General features: G+C 69.2%; 21 protein-coding genes. 5 read left to right on the top strand and 16 right to left on the bottom strand.

Annotation, left to right across the window (positions count from 1 at the left end; all coding sequences use genetic code 11):
• The first annotated feature begins 43 nt into the window (after positions 1 to 43).
• Positions 44 to 880, top strand: coding sequence for an NAD(P)-dependent oxidoreductase (locus ACO1BU_RS21690; protein WP_424138057.1), 837 nt, complete (start codon positions 44 to 46; stop codon positions 878 to 880).
• Positions 881 to 1,253: 373 nt separating this feature from the next.
• Here ACO1BU_RS21690 and ACO1BU_RS21685 read toward each other — a convergent pair whose 3' ends face one another.
• From ACO1BU_RS21685 to ACO1BU_RS21635, 11 genes are all read right to left on the bottom strand, one after another.
• A complete protein-coding gene (locus ACO1BU_RS21685) occupies positions 1,254 to 2,078 on the bottom strand; it encodes an alpha/beta hydrolase (RefSeq protein WP_424138056.1) in 825 nt (274 codons plus the stop codon).
• Positions 2,079 to 2,534: 456 nt separating this feature from the next.
• A complete protein-coding gene (locus tag ACO1BU_RS21680; protein WP_424138055.1) occupies positions 2,535 to 3,359 on the bottom strand; it encodes a 3-oxoadipate:acetyl-CoA acetyltransferase in 825 nt (274 codons plus the stop codon).
• A gap of 41 nt (positions 3,360 to 3,400) precedes the next feature.
• Positions 3,401 to 4,225, bottom strand: coding sequence for an amidohydrolase family protein (locus tag ACO1BU_RS21675; RefSeq protein WP_424138054.1), 825 nt, complete (start codon positions 4,223 to 4,225; stop codon positions 3,401 to 3,403).
• A complete protein-coding gene (locus ACO1BU_RS21670) occupies positions 4,225 to 5,208 on the bottom strand; it encodes a Bug family tripartite tricarboxylate transporter substrate binding protein (protein ID WP_424138053.1) in 984 nt (327 codons plus the stop codon). Before ACO1BU_RS21670 ends, ACO1BU_RS21675 begins: the two co-directional genes overlap by 1 nt.
• A 23-nt stretch (positions 5,209 to 5,231) precedes the next feature.
• Positions 5,232 to 6,032, bottom strand: coding sequence for an SDR family NAD(P)-dependent oxidoreductase (locus ACO1BU_RS21665; protein ID WP_424138052.1), 801 nt, complete (start codon positions 6,030 to 6,032; stop codon positions 5,232 to 5,234).
• Positions 6,033 to 6,049: 17 nt separating this feature from the next.
• On the bottom strand, positions 6,050 to 6,844 hold the full coding sequence (gene pcaD / locus ACO1BU_RS21660) for a 3-oxoadipate enol-lactonase (protein WP_424138051.1): 795 nt from the start codon (positions 6,842 to 6,844) through the stop codon (positions 6,050 to 6,052).
• On the bottom strand, positions 6,841 to 7,311 hold the full coding sequence (locus ACO1BU_RS21655; RefSeq protein ID WP_424138050.1) for a hypothetical protein: 471 nt from the start codon (positions 7,309 to 7,311) through the stop codon (positions 6,841 to 6,843). The genes pcaD and ACO1BU_RS21655 overlap by 4 nt, the downstream gene beginning before the upstream one ends.
• 4 nt (positions 7,312 to 7,315) lie before the next feature.
• Entirely contained in the window at positions 7,316 to 8,290 is a 975-nt protein-coding gene (locus ACO1BU_RS21650; RefSeq protein WP_424138049.1) for a Bug family tripartite tricarboxylate transporter substrate binding protein, read from the bottom strand.
• Positions 8,291 to 8,317: 27 nt separating this feature from the next.
• Positions 8,318 to 9,265, bottom strand: a complete 948-nt coding sequence (locus ACO1BU_RS21645) for an SMP-30/gluconolactonase/LRE family protein (protein WP_424138048.1) — start codon at positions 9,263 to 9,265, stop codon at positions 8,318 to 8,320.
• Positions 9,262 to 9,834 (bottom strand): carboxymuconolactone decarboxylase family protein, encoded by a 573-nt coding sequence (locus tag ACO1BU_RS21640; protein ID WP_424138047.1) that lies wholly within the window; start codon positions 9,832 to 9,834, stop codon positions 9,262 to 9,264. The genes ACO1BU_RS21645 and ACO1BU_RS21640 overlap by 4 nt, the downstream gene beginning before the upstream one ends.
• 18 nt (positions 9,835 to 9,852) lie before the next feature.
• Positions 9,853 to 10,512, bottom strand: a complete 660-nt coding sequence (locus tag ACO1BU_RS21635; RefSeq protein WP_424138046.1) for an IclR family transcriptional regulator — start codon at positions 10,510 to 10,512, stop codon at positions 9,853 to 9,855.
• 222 nt (positions 10,513 to 10,734) lie between these two features.
• Between ACO1BU_RS21635 and ACO1BU_RS21630 the strand changes: the two genes are divergently transcribed.
• Positions 10,735 to 11,748: a tripartite tricarboxylate transporter substrate binding protein gene (locus ACO1BU_RS21630; RefSeq protein WP_424138045.1), complete on the top strand. Its 1,014-nt coding sequence runs from the start codon at positions 10,735 to 10,737 to the stop codon at positions 11,746 to 11,748.
• A 26-nt stretch (positions 11,749 to 11,774) separates the two neighbouring features.
• Positions 11,775 to 12,572, top strand: a complete 798-nt coding sequence (locus ACO1BU_RS21625; RefSeq protein ID WP_424138044.1) for an SDR family NAD(P)-dependent oxidoreductase — start codon at positions 11,775 to 11,777, stop codon at positions 12,570 to 12,572.
• 309 nt (positions 12,573 to 12,881) lie between these two features.
• On the opposite strand, the gene ACO1BU_RS21620 is transcribed toward ACO1BU_RS21625, so the two are convergent.
• The 4 genes from ACO1BU_RS21620 to ACO1BU_RS21605 form a co-directional block, all read right to left on the bottom strand.
• Positions 12,882 to 13,604, bottom strand: a complete 723-nt coding sequence (locus ACO1BU_RS21620) for an FAD binding domain-containing protein (RefSeq protein ID WP_424138043.1) — start codon at positions 13,602 to 13,604, stop codon at positions 12,882 to 12,884.
• 87 nt (positions 13,605 to 13,691) lie between these two features.
• Positions 13,692 to 13,841 carry a hypothetical protein gene (locus ACO1BU_RS21615; RefSeq protein ID WP_424138042.1) on the bottom strand — a complete coding sequence of 50 codons (150 nt, stop codon included), beginning with the start codon at positions 13,839 to 13,841 and terminating at the stop codon, positions 13,692 to 13,694.
• An 11-nt stretch (positions 13,842 to 13,852) separates the two neighbouring features.
• Positions 13,853 to 15,058, bottom strand: coding sequence for an MFS transporter (locus ACO1BU_RS21610; protein ID WP_424138041.1), 1,206 nt, complete (start codon positions 15,056 to 15,058; stop codon positions 13,853 to 13,855).
• Positions 15,059 to 15,078: 20 nt separating this feature from the next.
• Positions 15,079 to 15,627 (bottom strand): helix-turn-helix transcriptional regulator, encoded by a 549-nt coding sequence (locus tag ACO1BU_RS21605; RefSeq protein ID WP_424138040.1) that lies wholly within the window; start codon positions 15,625 to 15,627, stop codon positions 15,079 to 15,081.
• Between the two features lie 270 nt (positions 15,628 to 15,897).
• On the opposite strand from ACO1BU_RS21605, the gene ACO1BU_RS21600 reads away from it, so the two are divergent.
• Both ACO1BU_RS21600 and ACO1BU_RS21595 read left to right on the top strand, forming a co-directional pair.
• Complete coding sequence (locus ACO1BU_RS21600; protein WP_424138039.1) at positions 15,898 to 17,412, top strand: ATP-binding response regulator; 1,515 nt, start codon at positions 15,898 to 15,900, stop codon at positions 17,410 to 17,412.
• The gene (locus tag ACO1BU_RS21595; RefSeq protein WP_424138038.1) at positions 17,387 to 18,031 is read left to right on the top strand and encodes a response regulator transcription factor; all 645 of its coding nucleotides are present in this window, start codon (positions 17,387 to 17,389) and stop codon (positions 18,029 to 18,031) included. Before ACO1BU_RS21600 ends, ACO1BU_RS21595 begins: the two co-directional genes overlap by 26 nt.
• Before the next feature lie 6 nt (positions 18,032 to 18,037).
• Here the strand turns inward: ACO1BU_RS21595 and ACO1BU_RS21590 are convergent, their stop codons facing one another.
• Entirely contained in the window at positions 18,038 to 22,999 is a 4,962-nt protein-coding gene (locus ACO1BU_RS21590) for an AAA family ATPase (RefSeq protein WP_424138037.1), read from the bottom strand.
• Positions 23,000 to 23,060: the final 61 nt, after the last annotated feature.

Below are 23,060 nucleotides of genomic sequence, written 5' to 3'. Positions count from 1 at the left end.
TGGCTGATAGGGCCTCTCCTACCTCGATAACATTGAGGGCTGGATGTTCAAAGGCCGCTATCCGGCCAGCAGGGAGCCAGCGCGCATGATCCTCTATTCAGGCCTGGGCCGCATGGGCCTGCCGATGGCATGCCACGCCCGCGATGCGGGCCACGCCGTGGTTGGCTTCGATCCTTCGGCGGAGCGGCGGTCGCTCTTCGTGGCAAAGGGCGGCCAGGTCGTCACCGACCCTTCGGAGGTATACCCCCAGGCCGAAGCCATTGTTATCGTGGTCGGCTCCGAGCGCCAGGTGGAGGAGATCATCACGGGTGAGGACGGCATCATCGCTCGCTGCCGACCGGGTACTTTGGTGCTGGTCGTCAGCACCGTGGCGCCGGAATTCGCAGCCAGGATGGGCGTTGCGGCCGTGAACGCCGGCATCCGTGTTGTGGATGCTCCCGTGTGTCGTGCGGAAATGGGTGCAATCGCCGGTACACTCCTCGCCTTCCTGTCGGGCCCAGATGTCGATTGTCGCGAGGCGGCCGCACTGATGAAGCCCTACGTAGCCGACGTCGAGATTGTCGGCACTCGTCTCGGCGCGGCGCAAATCGCTAAGACAGTGAACAACATGATCCTCTGGGCCTGTGCCATGGCAAATGAGGAGGGGCTGCGCCTAGCAGCAGCTTGGGATCTTGATCTCGCCTGCTTGCGCCGGGCCCTAATGACCAGCAGCGCGAACAACTGGGCACTGCAACATTGGAACCGGGCGGGAGAGATGCCTTGGTCCATCAAGGACATGGAGATAGCGCTCAGTTCCGCTTCGGATGCCGGCGTATCGGTGCCGCTCAGCGAGGTGGTGAACGTAATGGTGCGACGCAGCCGGGTCCTCAGGCACGCTTGAATGTGTTGCCCGGAAGAAGGTGCAGGCACGGACGTAAGGGCAACGCGTCCGGCCAGAGTGTTCCTCACGAGGCCCGGACGGTGACGATGCAGTTCGTCACCCGAGCCGCAGCCTGCGCCCAGAGTGCACCGGTGGGGCGTAGGCGGAAGAGGAGGCCCCACTAGGTGGATGAACTGTATCGGACGTCGTCAACCAAAGGGATGTTCACCACCGAGCAACGGTCGTTGGTTGGTGGTGAACATGGGCGGGCGATAGGCCGATTGCGGCGACACGGATGGAAAAGCACCCGAACAACTATCGACCTTGGCGCGGGCTCCTGATCCTATGCCTTTCATCCACGTGCCGGTGCACCAGGAACCCGCGGGGATGCCTATTACCCGATCTCGGGGCAGGTGATCTTCCGAGCGTGCAGTCGGGCCAGGAAGTCCATTGCGGCGTCACGGGCAGCTGAACCTTGGTCTGCCAGCAGCGCCGGGTGTTCCACTCCCGGAAAGAAGGCTCCACCTGCGGGGCAGGGCGCCGCACTCAGCATTTTGCGTCCGTGCTCGACAGGCACGACCCCATCTCGCTCTCCATGCAGCACGAAGACTGGCGCTTTCACCTTTGGCAGGTGTCTCAAGCTTTCGAACGGGTGCCGCATCAGCAGCGCGACCGGGGCCCAAGGGAAGGCGCCTGCCGCAATCTCGCGTGCCGAGGTGAAAGGAGAGTCCAGCGCCACCCCGGCCACCTGCCTTTCCGATGCCAGTGCCACGGCGACGCCAGTACCCACGCTCTCTCCCCAGATTACCAGAGGGGCGCTGGACCAGCGAGCCGTGGCCCAGTCCGTCTGGGCGCGGGCATCGGCAAGCAGCCCCTGCTCGGTTGGTTGGCCGGGGTTACCGCCATAGCCCCGGTATTCCGCAAGGACGACTCCGTAACCCGCGGCAGCGAAGGGGCGAAGGGCCTGCTCACGGTGCCCAGCGTGCCCACCATTGCCGTGTAAGTAGAGGATTACGGGCATGCCGGGGTTAGGCGCTGCGGCCCAGAATCGAAGCCGCAACCCATCCGCCGTGCCGGTTTCATGAGCGGAAAAGGGAGAACCGGGAAGTGGCTGCCCAAGCGTACCGCCGCCCGCGGGGAACACCATGCGCTCCTGGAACCACCAAAGGAGGGCTACGGCTAGGAGCCAAGCCAAGGCAAGCACGACAAAAATGGACACCACGCGCCTCATTCTTCCCCGAGCCTTCGATCGCTTTTCGCATGCGAGCAACGTTCGTGGTGGAACTTAGGTGGTGGCGCCCAGCTCTTGATGCGGCGAGCCACGGACCGCTTGTGGGACAGCCAACCTTTCTCCGAGCCGATACCCGGCCGACCGAGCCGAGAAAATGTCCCCCGGATCAGGGTATTCGTCCGGCTGATGAGTATGACCAGGCATTCGACGATAACCCAGCCTGTCCTATGCCTCCCGGAACCGGGCAGGATCCTCAATGCCGAGCTCGGCACCCTTGGTGTCAAAGGCCGTATCATAGACCTGTGTGAGGCGGCTCTTGGGCGTCCCCCCGGTATTCCCCTCGTCCACCACCTCAGACGGGGCTCCGCGTTCCGCCCAGGCACACCCTCACGAGGCGGTGCCTCTCGGGACGGAAGCGCGTTCGGGGCCAAGTCGATCCGTGGCTTAGTGTGGCAGCCCGAGCATTCCCCGCGCCTCGGCCGGCGTCGCGGGGCGGCGGCCGTGGCGGGCGGCGGTCTCCACAGCCAAGCGCACCAGTTCCGCGTTGGAGGCGGCCAGACGGTCGCGCGAGACGCGGATATTATCCTCCAGCCCCGTGCGGACACCTTGAGCCCCGCGGGCCAGCGCCCATTCCATGACCCGGGTCTGGTTGGCCCCGATTCCGGCCGCCGTCCAGCTGGCCTTCGGCAGGACGCGGCGCAGCTCGCCCAGCATGAGATCCAACAGGTGCTCCTCGGCCGGCATGGCGTTCTTCACGCCTATGACGAACTGCACGTGCGGGCGGGGGTTCATCAGCCCGGCCTCCAGCAGGCGCCTGGCGCCGTGCAGGTGGAAGAGGTCGAAGATCTCGATCTCCGGCAGCACGCCGTTGTCGCGCATGCCCGTGGCCAGCTCGGTCAGCAGCGCCGCCGGATTCTCGTAGACGATGGTGGGGAAGTTCACCGATCCCGTGGAGAGGGAGGCCATGTCCGGCCGCAGCGGCAGGGAGGAGCCGCGGGCGGAGCGGTCGCGCCCGCGCCCGCCGGTGGAGAACTGGACGATCATCCCCGGGCAGTGCTTGCGCACGCCTTCCTGCACGCGGGCGAAGAGGGCGGGGTCGGAGGAGGACTCGTCGGGGTTGCGGACGTGGACGTGGACGAGGGAAGCGCCGGCCTCATAAGCCTGGTGGGTGGACTCCACCTGCTCCTCCGGCGTGATGGGCACGGCCGGGTTGTCCTTCTTGCGCGGAACCGAGCCGGTGATGGCAACCGCGACGACGACGGGATCCATTTTGACGGTTCGTCCTGAACTTTGGGACACTCGGCAGCGCTTCAGAAGCCGTAAATGCGGGCGGGATTGGTCACCAGCAGTCGGTGCAGCCCGGCCTCGTCGGCCATCAGAGGGAGCAGGTCCAGGAGGGCGGTGTCGTCCTGCACAGCATGACGTGGGTTAACGTGCGGAAAATCGGTGCCCCAGACTACGCGGTCTGGCGCAGCCTCGACCAGCGCACGGGCGAAGGGCAGGGCATCATGGAAAGGCGCTCCGATCGCCGAGACACGATCGCTGCCCGAGACCTTCACCCAACAATTCTCCCGCCGCACCTGTTCCAGCAGCGCGCAAAAGGCGGGTTGATCCACCCCGCCCTCAGCGTCCACGCGGCCCATGTGATCTATGACGAAGGGGATCCGGAGGGCGTCCAGCTCGCCCCGCAGTTCGATCAGGTCGGCGGCGTCCAGGTGGATCTGGGCGTGCCAGCCGAGGGGGGCGATGCGGTCCACGGTGCGGCGGAAGAAGCCGAGGTTGGGGCGGGCGCGCAGGTGACGCACGAAGCCGAAGCGCACGCCGCGCACCCCGCCCTCGTGCAGGGCCTGGAGTGCCTTGTCGTCGAAGCTGTCGTCGATCAGAGCGACGCCGCGGTACCGGCCGTTGCTGGAAGCGATGGCGTCCAACATGGCACTGTTGTCCGTGCCATGCGCCGCGCCCTGCACGATGACGGAGCGGGTGAGCCCGAGGCGGGCGTAGAGGGCGGCCAAGTCCTCCTTCCCGCGGTCGGGCGGGGTGTAGGTGCGGCCCTCCGCGAGCGGAAAGCGGGCCGCCGGGCCGAATATGTGGCAGTGGGCGTCGCAGGCGTCCGGCGGGGGTGTGTAGCGGGGCATCAGTCGGCCTTCACGCCGGCTGCCCGCACCACCTCGCCCCAGCGGCCCACCTCCTCCCGGATGAAGGCCAGGGCTTCGTCCGGGCGGCTGACGATGATGCGGGCGCCCTGGGAGGTGAACTGGTTGGCGGTGGCGGGCCGGGCCATGGCGGCAGCGGTGGCGGCGTGCAGCCGGGCCACGCGGTCGGGCGGCGTGCCGGTGGGGGCGAGGAGAGCGTACCAGTTCTCGATCTCCATGCCCTGGACGCCGACTTCCGCGAAGGTCGGCACATCAGGCAGGGCAGGGGAGCGCTGCGGGCTGGTGACGGCGAGGGCGCGGAGGCGGCCTTCCTGCACATGGGGCAGGAGCACGGGGAGGTCGAGGAAGGCGACCTCCACCTCGTCGGCCAGCAGGGCGGTAATGGCGGGGGCGGCGCCGCGATAGGGAACATGGGCGATATTGGCGCCGGTGGCGAGCTTGAAGCGCTCGCCCGAGAGGTGCGGGGTGCCGCCGGGGCCGGAGGAGCCGAAGTTCAGGCGGCCGGGCTGCGCCTTGGCCAGCGCGACAAGCTCTGCCACGCTGCGGGCGGGCAGCTTCGGGTTTACGCAGAGCAGGGTGGGGACGCCGGCCACGATGGAGACGGGCGCGAAGTCCTTGCGGGAATCGTAGGGGTTGTTCGGCATCAGCGTGACGTTCACCGCCACGGCGCCCGTGCTGCTGAAGCCTAGCGTGTAGCCGTCCGGCTGGGCCTTCGCGACGGCATCCGTGCCGACCACGCCGCCGGCGCCGGAGCGGTTCTCCACGACGACCGAGGCCTTCAGCTCCTCGGACAGGGCCTGCGCGACGATGCGGGCGGAGAGGTCCACAGGGCCGCCCGGCGGGAAAGGCACGAGCAGGCGGATGGGCTTGTCGGGGAAGGACTGAGCCGCGGCGCCAAAGGGGCGGAGCGCCGGTGCAGCGAGGGCCGCCGCGAGCAGGGCGCGGCGTGTCAGGGGCAGGACCATGGGACGTTTCCTCTTTTTTCCATTCAATCGCAGCGGACGGACATGCCGCCATCCACCACGATCTCCGTGCCAGTGACGAAGCGCGCCTCGTCGGAGGCGAGGAACAGCGCGGCATTGGCCGTGTCCCGCCCGTCGCCGGCAAAGCCCAGGGGGATACGCTTCAGGCGTGACTCCAGCAGCGCCTGGACATCGCCGCCCGAGCGCTGGCCGGCCAGGCGCGTTTCCACCATCGGCGTGTGCATCTGGCCGGGGACCACGGTGTTCACGCGGATGTTGCGGGCGGCGTACTCCACGGCGACGACGCGGGAGAACTGGATGATGCCGGCCTTGGAAGCGGCGTATGCGACCTGCGCCGCGCCGGTCCAGCGGAGGCCGGATGTGGAGGCGGTGTTGACGATGGCGCCGCCGCCCTGCTTCTCCATGACAGGCAGCACGTGCTTGCAGGTCAGGAAGACACTTTTCAGGTTGTAGTCGATCTGGGTGTCCCAGACCTCCTCGCTCATCTCCACGGGCCCGCCCTTGGCGGAGCCGCCGACGTTATTCACCAGCACGTCGATGCGGCCGTACTCCGCCAGGGCAGCCTGCACCATCGCCGCGACGGAGGCGCTGCTCATCACGTCGCAGCTGCCCATTGCGAAGCGGCCGCCCTCCTCGCGGATGCGGGCGGTGGTCTCCTCCATCGCGGCGGGATTCTTGTCCACGCCGTAGACCAGCGCGCCCTCTCGCGCGAAGAGCACGGCGGCGGCGCGGCCGTTGCCCCAGCCCGGCCCGACGGAACCAGCGCCCGTGATGATGGCAACCTTGCCCTCGAGGCGTCCTGCCATGGTGTCGTCCCTTTGCTTCAGCGGGCCGCGATGCGGCCGAGGAATGCGAGCAGCGCGGCGTTGAAGGCCGCGGGCTGCTCGACATTGGAGAGATGTGCCGCATCGGGCAGCACCACGAGTTCCGCGCCCGGCAGCGCCTCCGCGATGCGGCGCGCGTGTTCGGGCGTGGTGGATGGGTCCTGCTCCCCCACGACCACGAGGGCGGGGATGGAGAGGCCGTGCAACTGGTCCGTCACGTCGATGGCCGGGACGGCCGCGCAGCACCCGGCATAGCCCTGCGGCGAGGTGGCGCGCAGCACCGCCTGGCACTGCGCGACCACCTCCGGGCGGCGTTCCCTGAAGCCGGCGGTAAACCAGCGTGCCGGCGTCGTCTCTGCGATGGAGGCCAGGCCCTCGGTCAGCGCCGTATGGGCGCGCGCGGCCCAGAAATCCGCCACCTCCGGCCCATAGCGGCTCGTCGTGTCGCAGAGGACGAGGCCCTCGAAGCGCCGCGGCGCCTTCAGCGCGGCGACCTGCGCTAGCATGCCCCCTATCGAAAGCCCGACTAGCACTGCGCGATCGATCCCCTGCACCTGCATCAGCGCCAGCAGGTCCTCCGCCAGATCATCGAAGCTGTAGGGACCCGGGGGCGCCTCCGTTCCGCCATGGCCACGCGTGTCGTAGCGGAGGATGCGGTACCGGCCTCGCAAGGCGTCCATCTGCCCGTCCCACATCTCCAGCGTGGTGCCGAGGGAGTTGCTGAAGACGATCCAGGGGCCGGCATCGCCCTCCACCTCGCAGCGGATGCGCAGGCCATTGGCTTCGACGATCACGGGGTATCCTCTAGCCGGCGCATGATGCGGCGCGGGTTGCGGAAGAAGGTCCGGGCACGCGCCGTCCAGGGCGTCACGCGCGCCTCAATCCAGGCGGGGCTTTCAAAAGCCTCGCGCCGCTCCAGCCAATAAGCGGCGAGGTAGCGCGGGCTCTGCGCCGGATCGAGCGCGGCGTAGCGGCGCGCGGCGACAACGCCGGGCACGCCGGCCAGGCGGGGCATGTGCTCCTGCGCGTACCAGGCATTCAACTCCGCCTCCTCGGCCGGATCCGCGTCCTGCTCCACGATGTAGAGGAAGGGCGTAACGGGATCCGCGGCGCCGAAGCGCAGCAGGGCACGATAGGGCACCGCCCCGGCCGGCAAGGCCGCCGGGGGGGGCTCCAACCAGGACAGGCGATCGGCGGGATCCTCCACGGATGCGAAAACCGGCACCTGGCCGGCGCCGGGCAGGATGGCGAGGTCGGGCACCGCCTCAGTCCATCCTGATATTGGCGCGGCGGCCCACCTCGCCCCAGCGGGCGCTCTCCGCCACGATGAAGTCGCGGAACTCCGCCTGGGTGCCGCCCACGGGGCGCGCGCCCTGCTCGCCATAGGAGCGCACCAGCTCGGGGTCGCGCAGGGCGCGCGCGGCGGCCTCCTGCAGCCACGCCTGCACCGGGGCGGGCACCCGCGCGGAGGTGACGAGGCCGTACCAGTTATCGGCCGTCACCGGCACGCCGGCCTCCGCCATGGTGGGCGTCTGCGGCAGGAGAGGGGAGCGCTCGCCGCTCGCCAGCGCGATCGGGCGCAGCGCGTCGCCCTGCACCTGGGACATCATGGCCGGCATATCCGCGAACATCATCTGCACCTGGCCGGCGATGAGATCCGTGACCGCGGGCGCGGCGCCGCGATAGGGAACATGGGTGATGTCGATCCCGGCGGCGGCGCGGAAGGCCTCCCCTGCCAGATGCGGCATGGAGCCGATGCCGGAGGAGCCGTAATTCACGCGGCCCGGATTCTTCTTCGCATAGGCCACCAGCTCCGCCACCGTGTTCACGGGAAATGAGGGCGGCACCGCCAGCAGTTCCGGCATCAGCGCGACAAGGGTGATGGGCGCGACATCCTTCGCCACGTCGAAGGGCATGGGGGCGCCGAGCACGGGCGAGATGGCGATGGCCCCCGCGCTGGTGAGGCAGAGACTGCGCCCATCGGGCGGGGCCTTCACCACGTTGTCCGTGCCAATCACGCCGCCGGCGCCGGAGCGGTTCTCCACCACCACGTTGCGCCCGAGGATGGCGCCCAGCTTCTGGCCGAGCACGCGGGCGACGAGGTCATTCGGCCCGCCGGGCGGGAAGGGCACGACGAGGCGGATAGGGCCGTCCGGGATGCGGGCGGACTGAGCGATGGCCGGGCGGGCGAGGGGCAGCGCGGCGGCGACCAGGCTGGCGAACTGGCGGCGGGTGGTCATCGCGTCGTCTCCTGGATCATGTCCCGGCTAGCCGCCGGGGGTCCCCTGCGTGTTGACGTAGAGCGCGTAGAGAGAGTGGCTGGCGGCCATGAACAGGCGGTTGCGGTGGCGCCCGCCGAAGGCGAGGTTCGCGCAGCGCTCCGGCAGGTGGATGTGGCCGATGGGACCGCCGGCGGGGTTGAAGACGCGCACGCCGTCCTGTTCCGCGTCCATGCCCCAGCCGCACCAGAGATTGCCATCCACGTCTACGCGGAAGCCGTCCGGCGTTCCGGTGCCGGCATCCACCAGCACGCGGCTGTTGCGCAGGCCCTCGCCCGCCACATCGAAGACGCAAATGTTGCGTGGGCGCGTGCGGGATTCGATGACGTAGAGCTTGGACTCATCCGGTGAGAAGGCGAGGCCGTTGGGCCCGTTCACGTCATCCGCCACCACGCTTGCGCGTCCGGTGGCGCCGTCGATCCGGTAGATGCGGGCAGGCAGCTCCTGCTCTGCCTTCTCGCCCTGGTAGTAGCCGACGATGCCGAAAGGCGGGTCGGTGAACCAAATGGAGCCGTCCGACTTTACCACTACGTCGTTGGGAGAGTTCAGGCGCTTGCCCTCGAAGGAATCGAGGAGGACGGTGATGGCGCCGTCATGCTCCGTGCGCGTCACGCGGCGGCCGCCGGCCTCGCTGCCGTGCTCGCAGGTGACGAGGCGTCCCTCGCGGTCGCGCGTGTTGCCATTGGCGCGGTTGGAGGGGGCGCGAAAGGTGGAGACGGCGCCGGTGGCCTCGCTCCAGCAGAGGATGCGGTCGTTCGGCACGTCGCTGAATAGCAGGCTGCGCCAGGCGCCGAACCAGACCGGCCCCTCGGCCCAGCGGCAGCCGGTGTGGAGGCGTTCCACGCCGGCCAGCGCCAGGTGATACTTCTCGAAGCTGTGGTCCAGCGCGCGGATGGCGGGATCGGGGTAGCGCAGGTTCGGTTCCCAGGCCGTCACGGTACGGGGTCTCCCGGTTCTGCGCCGAGTTCGGGCGCGAAGGCGTCGGGCAGGCCGATCTCGAAGACGTTCAGCGTCATCGCGACGAGGGTGTAGTAGCCGAGCAGGGCCACGAGCTCGACCATGCCGCGCTCGCCCAGGGCTTCCATCCCGCGACGGTAGAGGTCGTCCGGCACGCGGCGCGTGGCCATCAGGGTGGTGGAGACGTCGTAGATCGCCTGTTCCCGCGCGTCCCGAAGCTTCGGTGCGCGGCGCTCGGCGATGGCGGCGACCACCTCCGGGTCCATCCCAGCCTTCAGCCCCTCGCGCTTGTGCACGCTCCACTCGTAGTGGGCGGTCCAGTGGCGGCCGACGACGAGGATGGCGAGCTCCGACAGGCGGGGCTCCAGCGTGGTCTGGTAGCGGAGCAGCTCGCCCAGGCGCTGGCCGCGGCGGGCCAGCTCCGGGTTTTTCAGCCAGGCGATCATCGGGGCGGGCACGCGGCCGCGGATGCCGGAGAGCGCCTCCTGGCAGACCTCCTGTTCCTCCGGTGTACGCTCTGCCTCGGGCGTCAGCTCGATCCGGGCCATCTCTTCTCCTCCCTTCCGTCAGCGCGTAGCGCGCTCGATCGGCCCCGGGTCGCCCCCGAGGTCGCGCGTCATGGCAACGGCCTCCCGCAGCACCAGTGGCACGCAGAGCGCCTCCGTCTCCGCGGTGAAGCGGTAGAGCGGCACTGAGATGCCGACCGAGCCGGCGACGCGGCCATCGGCGTCCAGCACGGGGCAGGCGATGGCGGCGATCTGGGGCAGGCGCTCGCCCCGCGTGACCACGGGCAGGCTCTCGCCGCTTTCCAAAGCGATCAGGGAGCGGCCATGGGCGCCGCGGCCGAGCGGCTGGGCCTCCCCAACATGGGCGACGTCGCGGACGAGCTGGGGGGAATCCAGGCGGAAAACGCAGCGGCGCTGCTCGCCCTCTCGCACGAAGAAGGCGGCGCTCTCCCGGCTCTCGGCGCGCAGCCGCTCCAGCGCGGGCATAACGTGGTGCTCCAGCCGCAGCGACCGGCGGAACAGGTCCCCCAGCAGCAACAGGGTGGATCCAAGGAGGTAGCCGCCGGAGGGCAGGCGCTTGACGAAGCCGTGCCCCTCCAGCGTGCCGAGCAGGCGCAGCGCGGTCGTGATGTTCAGCCCGGCGCGACGGGAGAGCTCGGTCAGGCCCAGCGGCCCGTCCTCCTCCCGGAAGGCGCGCAGCAGGACGAGGGCGCGGTCCACGGCCCGCACCCCGTCTCCGTTCAGGGCACTGACCTGACTGGCCGGGGGTACAGCCTGAAGGGAAGCGGGCTGTTCGGATTTTGGGAGGCGAGGAGTGGCCGGGCGGGGCTGTCGAGCCATAAAGGCATCCTAGACTTTCTTTCCGCACAATGGAAGATGATTGCGTGTAGTGGAAGTCTTGATCTAAAGCTGCGCCGGGAATGCCAAGTGGAGGAAACTGCTGTGCGACTGTATGGAGCGAACGCGGCAGGCGGCATTGCCTTGTCCCGGCGGGGATGGGGACTCACCCTGGCCAACCTCGCTGTGGTTGGCATCGGGACGGGACCTGCCCGAGCACAGCAGCCGTACCCGAGCCGGCCGATCCGCGTCGTCGTCCCCTTCGTGGCCGGGGGCGGGACCGACGTAGTCGGGCGCGAGCTGGCGCAGCGCATGAGCGAGGAGCTCGGCCAGCCACTCGTGGTGGACAACCGCGGCGGCGGCGGCACAGTCATCGGCTCCGACGCCGTCGCCAAGGCACCGCCGGACGGCTACACCCTGCTCCTCACCACCTCGGCGCTGGCAATCAACGCCTCGCTCGTGCGCGAGCTCCCATACAACACCGAAAAGGCCATCACCGAGGTCGGGCTGATCTGCCGCGGGCCCAACGTGATCGTGGTGAGGCCCAACAGCTCGCTGCGGACCGTGGCCGACATCGTGCGCGCCGCGAAGGCAGATCCGGGCGGCCTGACCTACGGCTCCTCCGGCAATGGCTCGGCCGTGCACCTGGCGGCGGAGCTGTTCAAGCTGACGGCCGCGGTGGACATCACCCACGTGCCCTATCGCGGCGCCGGGCCCGCCTATACCGACCTGCTGGGCGGGCGGCTGGACATGGTCTTCGCGACGGCGGGCGGGGTCGCCAACCTCGTGAAGCAGGGACAGCTGCGGGCCGTCGCCGTCACCTCGGCCCAGCGCACCCCCGCCTATGACGGTGTGCCGACGGTGGCCGAGACCCTGCCGGGCTACGAGGCAGATGTCTGGTACGCCGTCTTCGCCCCCGCGGGCACGCCGGCGCCGGTGGTGGCGCGGCTGAACGCGGCGATGCGCAAGGCGACCGAGGCGCCCGCCTACCGCGACCGGCTGGCGGGCGAGGGGCTGACGGTTGCGGTGAACAGCCCGGAGGAGATGACCCGCTTCATGCGCGCCGAGGAGGCGCGCTGGCGGCGGGTGGTGACGGACGGGAAGCTGTCGCCGGATTGAGGCGCGGCCGGAAGCGGAGAGAGAGCATGGCCGGAAGGCTTGAAGGCAAGGTCGCGATCGTCGTCGGCGCGGGGCAGCAGCCCGGCGAGACGATCGGCAACGGGCGCGCGGTGGCGGAGCGCTTCGCCGAGGAAGGCGCGACGCTGCTGCTGGTGGACATCAACGAGGAGTGGGCCGAGGCCACGCGCGCGGCGGTGGAGCGGCACGGCCGCCCCGCCTCCACCCTGCGCGCCGACATCACGAAGGAGGAGGACTGCGCGGCCATCGCCCGCACCTGCGTGGAGCGCTACGGCCGCATCGACGTGCTGCACAACAATGTCGGCCGCTCCAAGGGTGACCGGAAGACGGCCGAGATGGACGCGGAGATGTGGGACGCGATCATGGCCATGAACCTCAAGGGCATGTTCATGACCTGTAAGCACGTCCTGCCGCAGATGGTCGTGCAGAAGGCGGGCTGCATCGTCAACATCTCCTCCACCTCCTCCCTCTCCGCGCGGCCGACCGTGACCTACAAGACGAGCAAGGCCGGGGTGAACGCGCTGACGCAGCACATCGCGATGGAGAACGCGCGCCACGGCATCCGCGCCAACGTCATCCTGCCCGGGTTGATCGACACGCCGATGGCGATCGAGCGCCGCGCGCAGGAGCGCGGCGTTCCGCGCGAGGTGGTGCGGGCCGAGCGCGAGGCGTTGGTGCCGATGGGGCGCATGGGCACGGCGTGGGACGTCGCCAACGCCGCCCTGTTCCTCGCATCCGACGAGGCCGCCTACATCACGGGCGTGATCCTGCCGGTGGATGGCGGACTGCTCGAGAAGCGGGGTTGAACAGGGGCGGCAGGAGGAGGAGCCTGCTCCCGCCGCTCCACAAAGTGGGTACCAGCACCGTCGGTCAGATGCAGCCTGCCTCCCTCAAGGCTGTGATCTCCTCGGCGGCATAGCCAATCTCCCGCAACACGACCTAGGTGTCGGCACCCACTGTGCGCGGGGCCCTCTCGATGCTCGGCCCACCGTGCCCGAGGCGAAAGGCCGCTACCGGCACCGTTGGCCGCCTCTCGCCGGGTGAAAGCTGCTCTTCCTGGGAGGCGGCCCGGTGGATCCGGTGCCCGGGCGCGGGGAGGACTGGAACCGCGGTGCCTATTTGATGGAAGGGCTCGGCCACTGCGGCGGCTGCCACACGCCCCGCAATATCGCGCGCGGGGAGGAGCGGCAGCGCGCCCTGGTGGGCGGGGTAGCGGAAGGATGGAACGCGCCGCCCCTCGACGCCTCCAATCCCCGCGCCGCCAACTGGAGCGTCGAGGCGCTGAAGGGCGGCGGAAGAAGGGCGCGTGCCGCCTCGCGGAGTCTGGCGGTGCGGAGACTTGGAAGCTGCCCCGGCGCGAGCGAGTAGGGGTGTGCGCGGCCGGACACATCGGTCAGCGCGCTCCCCGGCTCGGCTGCCGAAATGCGGCGGTACAACACCCAGGTGTAGCGCCGGGCGCCGCGCTCGATCTCGCCTCCCGGGCCGGTCACGGAGTAGCCGAGGATGTGCGAGCGCCGCACCATTTGGAATGCGAAACCGTCCAGCAGCGCGGCCGCGGCCTCGATCGGTAGGAGAGCCTCCGAGACGAGCCCGCGCCTAGCGACGTAGCCGGCATGGGCGTTCGGCGTGGGTGTGCCCGTGACTAATCCGCGCAGCACGGAACCCAGGCATTCGGCGCCGATCACAACATCGGCGGCCTCTGCCCTGCCGTTCGCGAAGTGCAGTGCGCCCTCCATCCCCGCGTTCGAGGCGCCGCTGACCTCCTGGCCGAGAATGTATGAGCCGTCCTCCAGCCGGGCGCGGACCGAGCGGTAGAGATTGTTCCAGGAGACTTGCATCTGCGGCGTCGCCTGCCAGTGGGCGATGTCGCCAGCGCTGTCGAAGGTAATACGCTTCCGCGCGACGACGCCGATCTGCGCGGCGCGCTACGCGTCCATCGCGCGCAGGTTGTCGAAGACCTCGCGCTGGGCGACCAGCCCGCTGGCGGAGCGCTCGAAAACCCGGCCCTCATGCCCGTCCTGCCGGAGGCGGCAGGCGGTGAAGAGACCACTCAGCGAGCTGTAAGCGACCGCCACCCGCAAGGGCCTTATCGGGCGGCCCTCCGGGATCGGTTCGCCACGAGTTCCAGGAGGATGGCCACGACGGCGAGAAGTGCACCGAAGGCGCAAACGGCACCCCATTCGCCGGCCCGCCAGGCCGCCATGGCTCCCGCCGAGCCCGCGGCCCCGCCCAGGAACATGCCGGTCATGAAGACCGTATTGATGCGGCTCGGCGCGTCCGGCTGCAGCGCGTAGATGACGTGCTGGTTGGAGACGAGAGCGCCCTGCACCCCGAAATCGAGGACGACCACCCCCAGCACCAGCCCCGGGATGCTCGGCCAGGCGGCGAAGGCGGCCCAGGCGGCCAGGGTGAGCGTGGCGCCCAGACAGATCACCAGCCGCGGGCCACGGCGATCGGCCAGTCGGCCGGCCAACGGCGCGGCCGCGACGCCGACCGCGCCGACCACACCGAAGAGCCCCGCTACCTCCGCGCCCAGGCCGAAGGGTGGCTGTTCCAGCCGGAGTGCCAGGATCGTCCAGAAGGCGGAGAAGGAGGCGAAGAGGGCAGCCTGCATCAGCGTCGCCCCCCGGAGCGATGGGTGACCGCGCCAGAGGTCCAGCAGAGATCGGAGCGCCGCGCCGTAGCTGACCTGGGCGGCGACGGGCCGGCAGGGAAGGACTGCCGCCATCAGCGCCGCCGCCCCTAGTGCCATGGGAACCGCGAGCCAGAACATGGCGCGCCAGCCGCCATGGGCGGAGACGAAGCCGCCTAGCGTGCGGCTGAGCAGGATGCCCGTCAGCACCCCGCCGGTCACCGTGCCAACTGTCGCTCCGCGGTGCTGCGGAGAGGCGAGGTGGGCGGCGAAGGGTACGATCTGCTGCGCGACGGTTGAGCAGAGCCCGACGGCGAGCGAGGCGAGCACGAGTATCGGCGCGCTTGGGGCCAGTGCGGCCAGTGCGAGCGCGGCCGCGAGAACAACGAACTGCCAAACGATCAGCCGCTTCTGGTCCAGCAGGTCACCAAGCGGCAGCAGCAGGAACAGGCTGGCGGCGTAGCCGAGCTGCGTGGCCGTGGGAATCAGGGCGGTGCTGGCGGAACCGGGGAAGTCTCCTTCGATGATCCCTAGCATGGGCTGGTTGTAGTAGATGTTCGCCACAGCGAGGCCCGCAGCGGCAGCCATCGCGAAGCTCATGCCTTGCGTCAGCGGCCCGGCCGACGAATGGGGGATGCCGGTCTGGATGCCTGTCGTCATGGTCGTACCTCCTTCCTCCCCTACCGTGCCAGCGCCGCTTGATGCCGCCGCCGCCAGGCCAAGGGCGTGCTGCCCGTCAACCGGCGGAACACGCGGGAGAAGTGCGCCTGGTCGGACAGCCCGCAGGACAGGGCGATGTCGCAGAGGGGCGCCCGGGTCTCCAGCATCAGGGCCTTGGCCCGCTCGATGCGGCGCTCCATCACATAGCTATGTGGGGATTTCCCGAAGCTCTGCTTGAAGGCACGGCCGAAGTAACCGCAGCTTAGCCGCACCTCGGCGGCGAGGTGCTTGTGCAGGATCTGGCTCTCGAGATTTGCCTCGACGTAGCGAACGATGCTGACGATCTGCCACCGTGCCAGTCCGCCCGGGATGGCGTTGCGATCGGCGTTGCCCGGTCGCACGGCGTCCAGCAGTTGGGTGGCCCGGGCCAGGTTGACCGCCGCGGCGCCATGGTCGCGGTCGAGCAGGTCGAGCGCATCCCGCAGGAGGCGGTGAATCGCCCCCGCCTCGCCTCGTCTCCGGGGATCCTCATGGCTACCGGCCCTGATGGGATGCTGGCTGGAGATCATCGCCCTGCTCCGTTTTTCGTCGGTTTCCGCTGACGGGAGAGTGAGGGAGTAGCGGGGCGCTCGCCATTCAGCACAGGTTCGGGCCGGTAAGCTGTTCGGCCCGCGGAGGCTATACCTTCGTATAGGGGGGCGGGCCACGGTGTGCGGCCGCCCCGCGGGTCCTGCGATCCGGGCTCTCCACGGCCGTGGCGCTTGGTCGAGCATCGTGCATAATCTGGGCATGCCGAGACCCGCGTGAGGGCTGGGGTGACGGAGCATCGGCGGGGAAAGATGAAGTCAGCACGCATCCTGATCGTCGAGGACGACCGCATTGTGGCGAGGGACCTCGCGCAACAGCTGACACGGCTCGGCCACGTGGTCGCCGGTACGACCTCGCAAGGGGAGGAGGCGGTGGACCGCGTCCTCGGCACCGGCGCGGAACTGGTGCTGATGGACATCCACCTGGACGGGGAGATGGACGGCGTGACGGCCGCGCAGGAGATCCGCGACCACTGCGGGGTGCCCGTCATCTTCCTTACCGCCTACGCGGACGAGATGACGGTGCGCCGGGCGAGCCGAACCGAGCCGTTCGGGTACCTGTTGAAGCCCTTCGAGTCCCTCCAGCTCATGACCGTGATCGAGCTGGCGCTTTACAAGCACGCGGCGGAGCGGAAGCTGCGAGCCAGCGAGCGGCGTTACGCGACGACGCTCTCCAGCATCGCGGACGGCGTGATCTCGACTGACGAGAAGGCCGATATTATTTTCATTAACCCCGTCGCGGAGGCGCTGACCGGCTGGAACCGGGAGGAAGCGCTGGGACGGAACATCGCCGAAGTCTTTCGCGTCGAGAATGGCATCACCCGGGAGGGGGTAGAGGACCCTGTGGTGCGCGCGCTGCGCTCCGGCCTCGCGACAAGCCTTCCGCCCCATACGGTCCTGCGGTCCCGCGATGGCGGGGAAGTACCGATCGATGACAGCGGAGCGCCGGTGCTGGGCGACGATGGCGCGGTGCTCGGCGCCGTCCTCGTCTTTTCCGATGTGACGCGCCGCCGGGACGCTGAAGAGGCGCTGCGGCGCGCCCAGGCCGACTTGGCGCACGCCGCGCGCCTGACCACGCTGGGCGAGCTGACAGTCTCCATAGCCCATGAGGTGAACCAGCCGCTGATGGCCGCCGTGACCAATGCCGAAGCTTGCATCCGCTGGCTCAACGCCCCGTCACCGGACGTCGACCGGGCGCAGGAGGCCGCGCGTCGGGTGATGCGTAACGGACACCGGGCCGCGGAGGTTATCCGGAGCATCCGGGCGCTGGCGCGCAACAGCAAGCCGGAAATGGTCACCTTCGACCTGCGGCCAACCATCGAGGATGTGCTGAGGCTGATGCAGGGCGAACTTCAGCACGCCGGGATCGCGCTGAGAACGGGGTTCCCGCCCGCACCGGCCGTCGTGACCGGGGACCGGGTACAGCTGCAGCAGGTCGTCATGAACCTGGTGCTGAATGCCCGGGAGGCGATCGGCGAGGGAGCCGGGAGCGGGCTGATCCGCGTCACGCTGTTTGAGAGGGACGGGGAGGTCACCGTCGCAGTGGAGGATTCCGGGCCCGGGATCGCGGCGGAAATCCGGGACCGCATCTTCGAGCCGCTCTTCACCACGAAGGCGGGCGGCCTCGGGCTAGGCCTGTCGATCTGCCGCTCCATCGCTGACGCGCATGACGGACGGCTGAGCGTCCGCTCAAGCGGGCCGACAGGGACTACCTTCGAGATTGTTTTGCCGGGCGCGAACCATGGGCAGCACGGCCGCCAAGGCTGAGGGCGGCCAGGAGCCGCTGGTCTATGTCGTCGACGACGATCCCGACGTGCTGGAGGCGATGGGAGAGCTGCTTCTCTCTGTCGGCCTGCGGCCCGCGCTGTTCGCCTCGCCTGCGGCGTTCCAGAGTGCCCTGCGCTATGATGTCCCGGGCTGTCTCGTACTTGATGTCCGGCTACCCGGGCGGAATGGGATCGACGCCCTCACCGATCTCCGCAAGGTCGGTGTCGACCTACCGGTGATTTTCATCAGCGGCCATGCCGACGTGCTGATGGCGGTGCGCGCCATGAAGGCGGGCGCGTTCGAGTTCTTCGCCAAGCCCGTGCGCAACCAGGACCTGCTCGACGCGATACACGCCGCCATCGCTGCCGATGCCGCGGAGCTACAGGCGCGCCGGAGGCTGGCCGCGGTGCAACAGGCCCATGACGGACTTTCGGCGCGCGAGCGCGAAGTGATGTCGCTCATGGTTGATGGCTTAATGAACAAGCAGATCGCGGGCCGGCTGGGCGTCTCGGAGCCGACCGTAAAGGGCCACCGCCTTCAGATCATGCGCAAGATGGGCGTCCGCAGCTTCGCGGACCTCGTCCGCGCCGCCGCCCTGATGGATGTGGGCCGGGGCTGACTGGCGCTAATGCAGCCGGGCCGCTTCGCCGGCCTGCGGGCTGAGCGGGAAGGTGACGGACAGGCTGGCCCCGTCGCCCGTTTCCATCGCGATCTCCCCGCGTAGCTGGTGGGTGAGGTCGCCGATGAGCTGCAGGCCGAGGCTGTCGGCAGTTTCCGGATCGGGGACTTTGCCCCCCGCGAACCCGTTCCCGTCGTCGCTAACCGAGAGCCGCGCCCGGCCGTCCGCCTCCTCGTCGAGCGTCACCCTGATCTCCCCTGCGCTTCGCCCGGCAAAGGCGTGCTTGAAGGCGTTGGAGACCAGCTCGTTCACAATCAGTCCGCAGGACACCGCCTTGTCCAGGTCCAGGTGCAGGTCCGCCAGCTCCGTCACCACGGCGATGTCCCGCTCCTGCGACCGGTATGCGCTCCGAAGCTGAGCGCAGAGGCTGCTGAGGTGCCGGCGCATGGAGACGCGCGTGTAGTCGCCGGCGTGGTACAGGTTCTCGTGTACCAGCGCCATGGAGCGGACCCGGTCACGGCTGTCGGCGAAAAGGCCGGCGACCTGAGGGTCTTCGATGCGCGAGGCCTGCAGGTTAAGCAGGCTGCTGATAAGCTGGAGGTTGTTCTTTACCCGATGGTGCATTTCCTTCAGCAGCGCCTCTTTCTCCTCCAGGGCGGCGTTGCCGAGGGAGATCGCCGCCTGCGAGGCAAGGAGCCGCAGCACCGCGAGCCGGGCCTCGGTGAAGGCGTGCGGACTCAGCCCATTCTCGAGATACAGCAGCCCCATGATTTTCGCCTGCCGGAGTAGCGGAAGGCAAAGCAGAGAACGGGTGGGTTGGGCTTCGAGATAGGGGTCCGTGGAGAGATCGTGCTGCCTCGCCGCATCGCCAATCAGCACCGGCTCCCGGTCTTCCATCGTGCGGTCAAGAATCGAGAGAGGAGCGGTGGCTCCGGTGAGTGAGGCGTCGGGGAACGTCACCTCAATGCCTTGCGATCCTGCGCGTGCCTCAGCAACCATTCGCAGCTCTCCCGACCGTGGCAGCACGAGGAGACCGCGCGTGGCGCCCGCGTGCTCCAGCACCGTGACCATCAGGGTTCGCATCAGCGCGGGCAGCCCCGCTTCGCCGGACACCGCCTGAGAGGAGCGCACGAGACTCTCCATGTCCAGCGTGACGCCTTCGGGCGAGTGCCGGGCGACCGCCGGTTCACCAACCTCGATGAGTTCGCGGATCAACTCGTCGATCCGCTGCACCTTCGCTGTGGCCCCCCAGGCCAGGTAGGCGCTCCGCGCCCCGCGGAGATGGGCGAGGGCCGCCGTTGGTAGGTCCCGGCGGCGGTAGAAGCGGAAAGCCCACTCCTGCGCCAGGGCCTCGACTTGGATCAGCCGGCTCTCTCTTGCGGCGCGGATGGCGGCTTCGACATGCTGTATGGCCGCGAGGCTATCGCCGCGCACCGTGGCGACAGCGGCGTCCAGAAGCAGGGCGCGCGCTGTGAAGTTCGCTGGGCCGCTCTCCGCCCAGGTCCGCATCTGCCCCTGGTGCCGCAGCAGCTCGGGGCTTGGCGCAGCCGGCGCGGAGGCTTCCTCCGCCGCTGCGCGCGCGAGCGCCGCGTGGAAATGGTACTCCGCCATCTCGACATGGCCGTCGGTGGTCCAGAGCAGCGGTGCTGCCCGCTGGGCGGCGATCAGCGCCAGCGGCGTATCGTTCTCGTATATCGCAACCTGCAGTCGCCGGATCCAGTGCCAGCAGGCGGCGATGGCGAGGTCCGGCTCGGCTTCCAGCCTCGCTTCGAAAGCCGGGTCGGCGATGTCGGACGGCAGGCCGCGCAGGGCCCGCAGCAGGCCGATCTGGCTGGTGATGATGTCTGCAATCAGGCCGAAGCGGATGCCGCGGACATACGTCAGCTTCGCCTCGGCTTCCGCCTGCACCTCGCCAAGGGAGGTGCCGGCGGCAATGAGGCTGGTGACGAAGGTGCAGGCCGAAAAGCCGGAATAGGTCAGATCGCCCACCTCCACCGCGATCTCGTGCGCGCGGCGCAGCAGGGGCAGGGTGCGGGCGAAGGGCCAAGTCCAGGGCGCCACGTGGCAGGCGAAGCACATGCGCACGCGCGGCTCGTAGCGGGGCACCGGCTCGGCCTCCACCATCTCCTGACCCAGGCGGCCGAAGCGGAAGCCGGCCGGGTAGTCGCCGAAATACGGGCCCATCATCATACCGAGGTAAGCGTAGCCGAGAGGGGAGGCGTCGGCGTTCCCGTTCGCCAGGCTCAGCCGCGCCATCCGGCAGAGGATGAGGCAGACTAGGTCCTGGTCCGTGAAGAAGGCTGGGGGAAGGGTGGCTGCTAGCACGTCCATGAAGGCCTGCGCCTCGCGCGAGGTCGCGCGCGGCAGCCCGGAGAGGGATTCCACGGGACGGCCTCCGAGGTCGGCCTGTAGTGCGGCGTATTCCTGCCGAGCGGCCTCGGGGCCGGGATGCGGGCGCCACTGGCCTCCGGTTTCCTGCATGAAGGAGAGGCAGGCCTCGACGGCCCGGTCGCTGCGGTCCTGCGCCGTATGCAGCGTTATGAGCAGCGCGGCCACGGCGGCCCGTTTCTCTACACCCTCCGCCTGGGGTAGCAATGCCAGGAGGCGCCTCTCGGCTGTGGTTTGGTCGCCCCTGAGGAACAGGCATTCGGCGGCGCCAAGCGAGAGGCCGAAGCCTAACCGGCCCCGCGGCCCGCCATCCCGGCCCAGCAGGTTTAGCCCCGCTTCGAAATAGCCGGACGCGACCTCATAGGCCGTGCTGGCGCGGGCGTGCCGGCCGGCGCGCAGGTTGAGGGCGGCGACCCTCTCACGCTCAGCCATGTCGACGATCAGCCCCGTCGCACGGTTGTATTGGTCTACCACCGGTGGGACGGCGCTGTTCGCCTCCTCCGGGCCAAGGGCAGAGGCGAGATGACGGGCAATGCGGAGATGTCGCGCCGCCCGCTCCTCCTTTGGGAGCGCGGCGTAGGCGGCTTCCTGAATCCGATCATGCGCAAAGCCGTAGGTACCGGCCCCGTGCACGAGCAGCCCTGCGGCAATGGGTGCCCGCAGCCCGTCCTGGACTGCGCGGCGGTCGACGCCATGCGCCAAGCCGAGCCGGTCGGCCGAGACGGCGCCGCCGAGGCAGGCCAGGGTAAGGAGCAGTGCGCGGTCGCCCTCCGAAACCCGGACCAGCCGCTCGGCCATCAGCGCCACGACGTTCTCCGTCGCGGGCTTGCGGAGGATGCCGTCGAGATCCCAGTGCCAGCGTAGCGCGGCATGGTCGAAACGGAGCAGGCCCTCCTCTGCCAGCCCCGTCATGAACTGACCGGTGAAAAAAGGATTTCCACCTGTGCGCGCGGCAATGGCGTCGCTGAGGGGGCGCACCGCCTCCGGCTCGTGATGGAGGGTATCCGCCACTAGGCGCGCCATATCATCGGCATTCAGCGGACCGAGGAACAGCTGGTCCACGACGATCCCGGCCTGCCGGGTAGCTGCGACCATGCCATGCAACGGGTGATCGGGCGGGACCTCCGCATCTCGGTAGGTGCCCACGAGCAGCATGTGGTCGGGCAGGTCCCCGATCAGTGCCTCCAGTAGCCCGAAGCTCTCCCGGTCGAGCCATTGCAGATCGTCCAGGAATAGCACCAGGGGGTGCTGCGGCCGCGCGAAGAGCGCCAGGAAGCCCACGACGATGCGCTGGAAGCGACGAGTCTCGTCTGCCAAAGGCAGGGCCGGCAGAGCCGGCTGCTCGCCGATCAGCCGTGTAAGGGCAGGGGCAAGATTGGTCAGCACCCGACCATTCCGCCCCACCGCCTTCCGGATCCGGTCGCGCCAACCCAGTTTCCGCGGCTCGGGCACTACGAGGATGCGTCCGACCAGGTCACGGACGATGTCGGTCAGGGCGGCATAGGGAATGTCGCGCCGGTACTGGTCGCACTTGGCGGTGGCGAGCACGCCGCGTACCGGGACAAGCGCGGCACGGAGCTCCTCGACGAGCGCCGACTTGCCGATCCCGGGAGGGCCGGAAACCAGCAACATCCGTTGTTCCCCGCGCTCTGTCAGACCGCGGAGGGCGGCAGAGAGCGCCTTCAGCTCGCGCTCCCGTCCATAGAGGCATCCCGGCGGCACGATCTGGTCCGGCACGTCGGCCTGCCCGAGTGGGAATGGCAGGAGGGGCGCCCCCATTCCGATGCAGCGTCGCAGGTCGGCTTCAAGGCCTCCCGCGGTCTGGTACCGCTCCTCCGGCGCCTTCGCGAGCAGCTTGAGGATGATCGCAGCTACGGCAGGCGCGGCCGTGGTGACCGAGGTCGGGAGGGGCGCGGGCGGGCGGGCAACGTGGCAGTGGAACCACTCGAGCGGATCCTGTGCCGTGAAGGGCAGCCGGCCACTCAGGAGCTCGTAGAAGGTGACGCCGAGTGCGTAGAGGTCGGTACGCGCGTCGATGAGGCGATTTATGCGCCCGGTCTGCTCCGGCGCCATGTAGGCGAGCGTCCCGTCTATCAGGGCAGGCGGCGCAGCGTCCTGGCGCACGCGCGGAAGGTCGCAGGCTATCCCGAAACCGGTGAGATGAACCCGATCGTCTGAATCGATGAGAAGATGACTCGGCTGGATGTCCCGATGAATCAGGCCGTTGCCGTGCATATGCCGGAGCGCCTCGGCAGCGTTGGCGGCGATACGCAGGAAGCGGGCGAGAGGCAGAGGGCCGGTGGTCGCCGGGCTCGCCGGATCGCCACCGGGATCCTCCAAGACCAGTGCCTCGCCGTTGCCCAGGGCGCCCAAGCGGAGGGGCAGGGCCGCCCAGTCACGAGAGAGGCGACCTGCCAGCGCAAATTCCCGGCGCATCCGGACCCCGGCCAAGGTGGCGAACTCCTCAGACGCAGGGCTCAGAACGAGGAGACTGGGGGAAGCGGCCTGCGGGCGCGCGCGGGAGAGGACGGTCCGACCATCCCAGCGGAGCGGCTGAAGGCTTTCGCGATCGATCGTCACCGTGGGCGACTCCGCACCACCATCCGCCAGAGAGAGTGCAGCTTAGGCGAGGGGAGCGCGC

The organism is Roseomonas chloroacetimidivorans (assembly GCF_049629625.1).
GTDB classification, from domain to species: Bacteria; Pseudomonadota; Alphaproteobacteria; order Acetobacterales; family Acetobacteraceae; genus Roseomonas; species Roseomonas chloroacetimidivorans.
The sequence above is the reverse complement of the archived record's forward strand: the minus strand, read 5'-3'. Positions and strand labels throughout refer to the sequence as shown.

What these genes read in the sequence shown, in the direction of transcription:
- ACO1BU_RS21690 (WP_424138057.1), top strand. Translation starts at nt 44, where the DNA reads ATGTTCAAAGGCCGCTATCCGGCCAGCAGGGAGCCAGCGCGCATGATC.
- ACO1BU_RS21680 (WP_424138055.1), bottom strand. Translation starts at nt 3,359, where the DNA reads ATGGATCCCGTCGTCGTCGCGGTTGCCATCACCGGCTCGGTTCCGCGC.
- ACO1BU_RS21675 (WP_424138054.1), bottom strand. Translation starts at nt 4,225, where the DNA reads ATGCCCCGCTACACACCCCCGCCGGACGCCTGCGACGCCCACTGCCAC.
- ACO1BU_RS21670 (WP_424138053.1), bottom strand. Translation starts at nt 5,208, where the DNA reads ATGGTCCTGCCCCTGACACGCCGCGCCCTGCTCGCGGCGGCCCTCGCT.
- ACO1BU_RS21665 (WP_424138052.1), bottom strand. Translation starts at nt 6,032, where the DNA reads ATGGCAGGACGCCTCGAGGGCAAGGTTGCCATCATCACGGGCGCTGGT.
- ACO1BU_RS21650 (WP_424138049.1), bottom strand. Translation starts at nt 8,290, where the DNA reads ATGACCACCCGCCGCCAGTTCGCCAGCCTGGTCGCCGCCGCGCTGCCC.
- ACO1BU_RS21640 (WP_424138047.1), bottom strand. Translation starts at nt 9,834, where the DNA reads ATGGCCCGGATCGAGCTGACGCCCGAGGCAGAGCGTACACCGGAGGAA.
- ACO1BU_RS21625 (WP_424138044.1), top strand. Translation starts at nt 11,775, where the DNA reads ATGGCCGGAAGGCTTGAAGGCAAGGTCGCGATCGTCGTCGGCGCGGGG.
- ACO1BU_RS21620 (WP_424138043.1), bottom strand. Translation starts at nt 13,604, where the DNA reads ATGCAAGTCTCCTGGAACAATCTCTACCGCTCGGTCCGCGCCCGGCTG.
- ACO1BU_RS21610 (WP_424138041.1), bottom strand. Translation starts at nt 15,058, where the DNA reads ATGACGACAGGCATCCAGACCGGCATCCCCCATTCGTCGGCCGGGCCG.
- ACO1BU_RS21605 (WP_424138040.1), bottom strand. Translation starts at nt 15,627, where the DNA reads ATGATCTCCAGCCAGCATCCCATCAGGGCCGGTAGCCATGAGGATCCC.
- ACO1BU_RS21600 (WP_424138039.1), top strand. Translation starts at nt 15,898, where the DNA reads ATGAAGTCAGCACGCATCCTGATCGTCGAGGACGACCGCATTGTGGCG.
- ACO1BU_RS21595 (WP_424138038.1), top strand. Translation starts at nt 17,387, where the DNA reads ATGGGCAGCACGGCCGCCAAGGCTGAGGGCGGCCAGGAGCCGCTGGTC.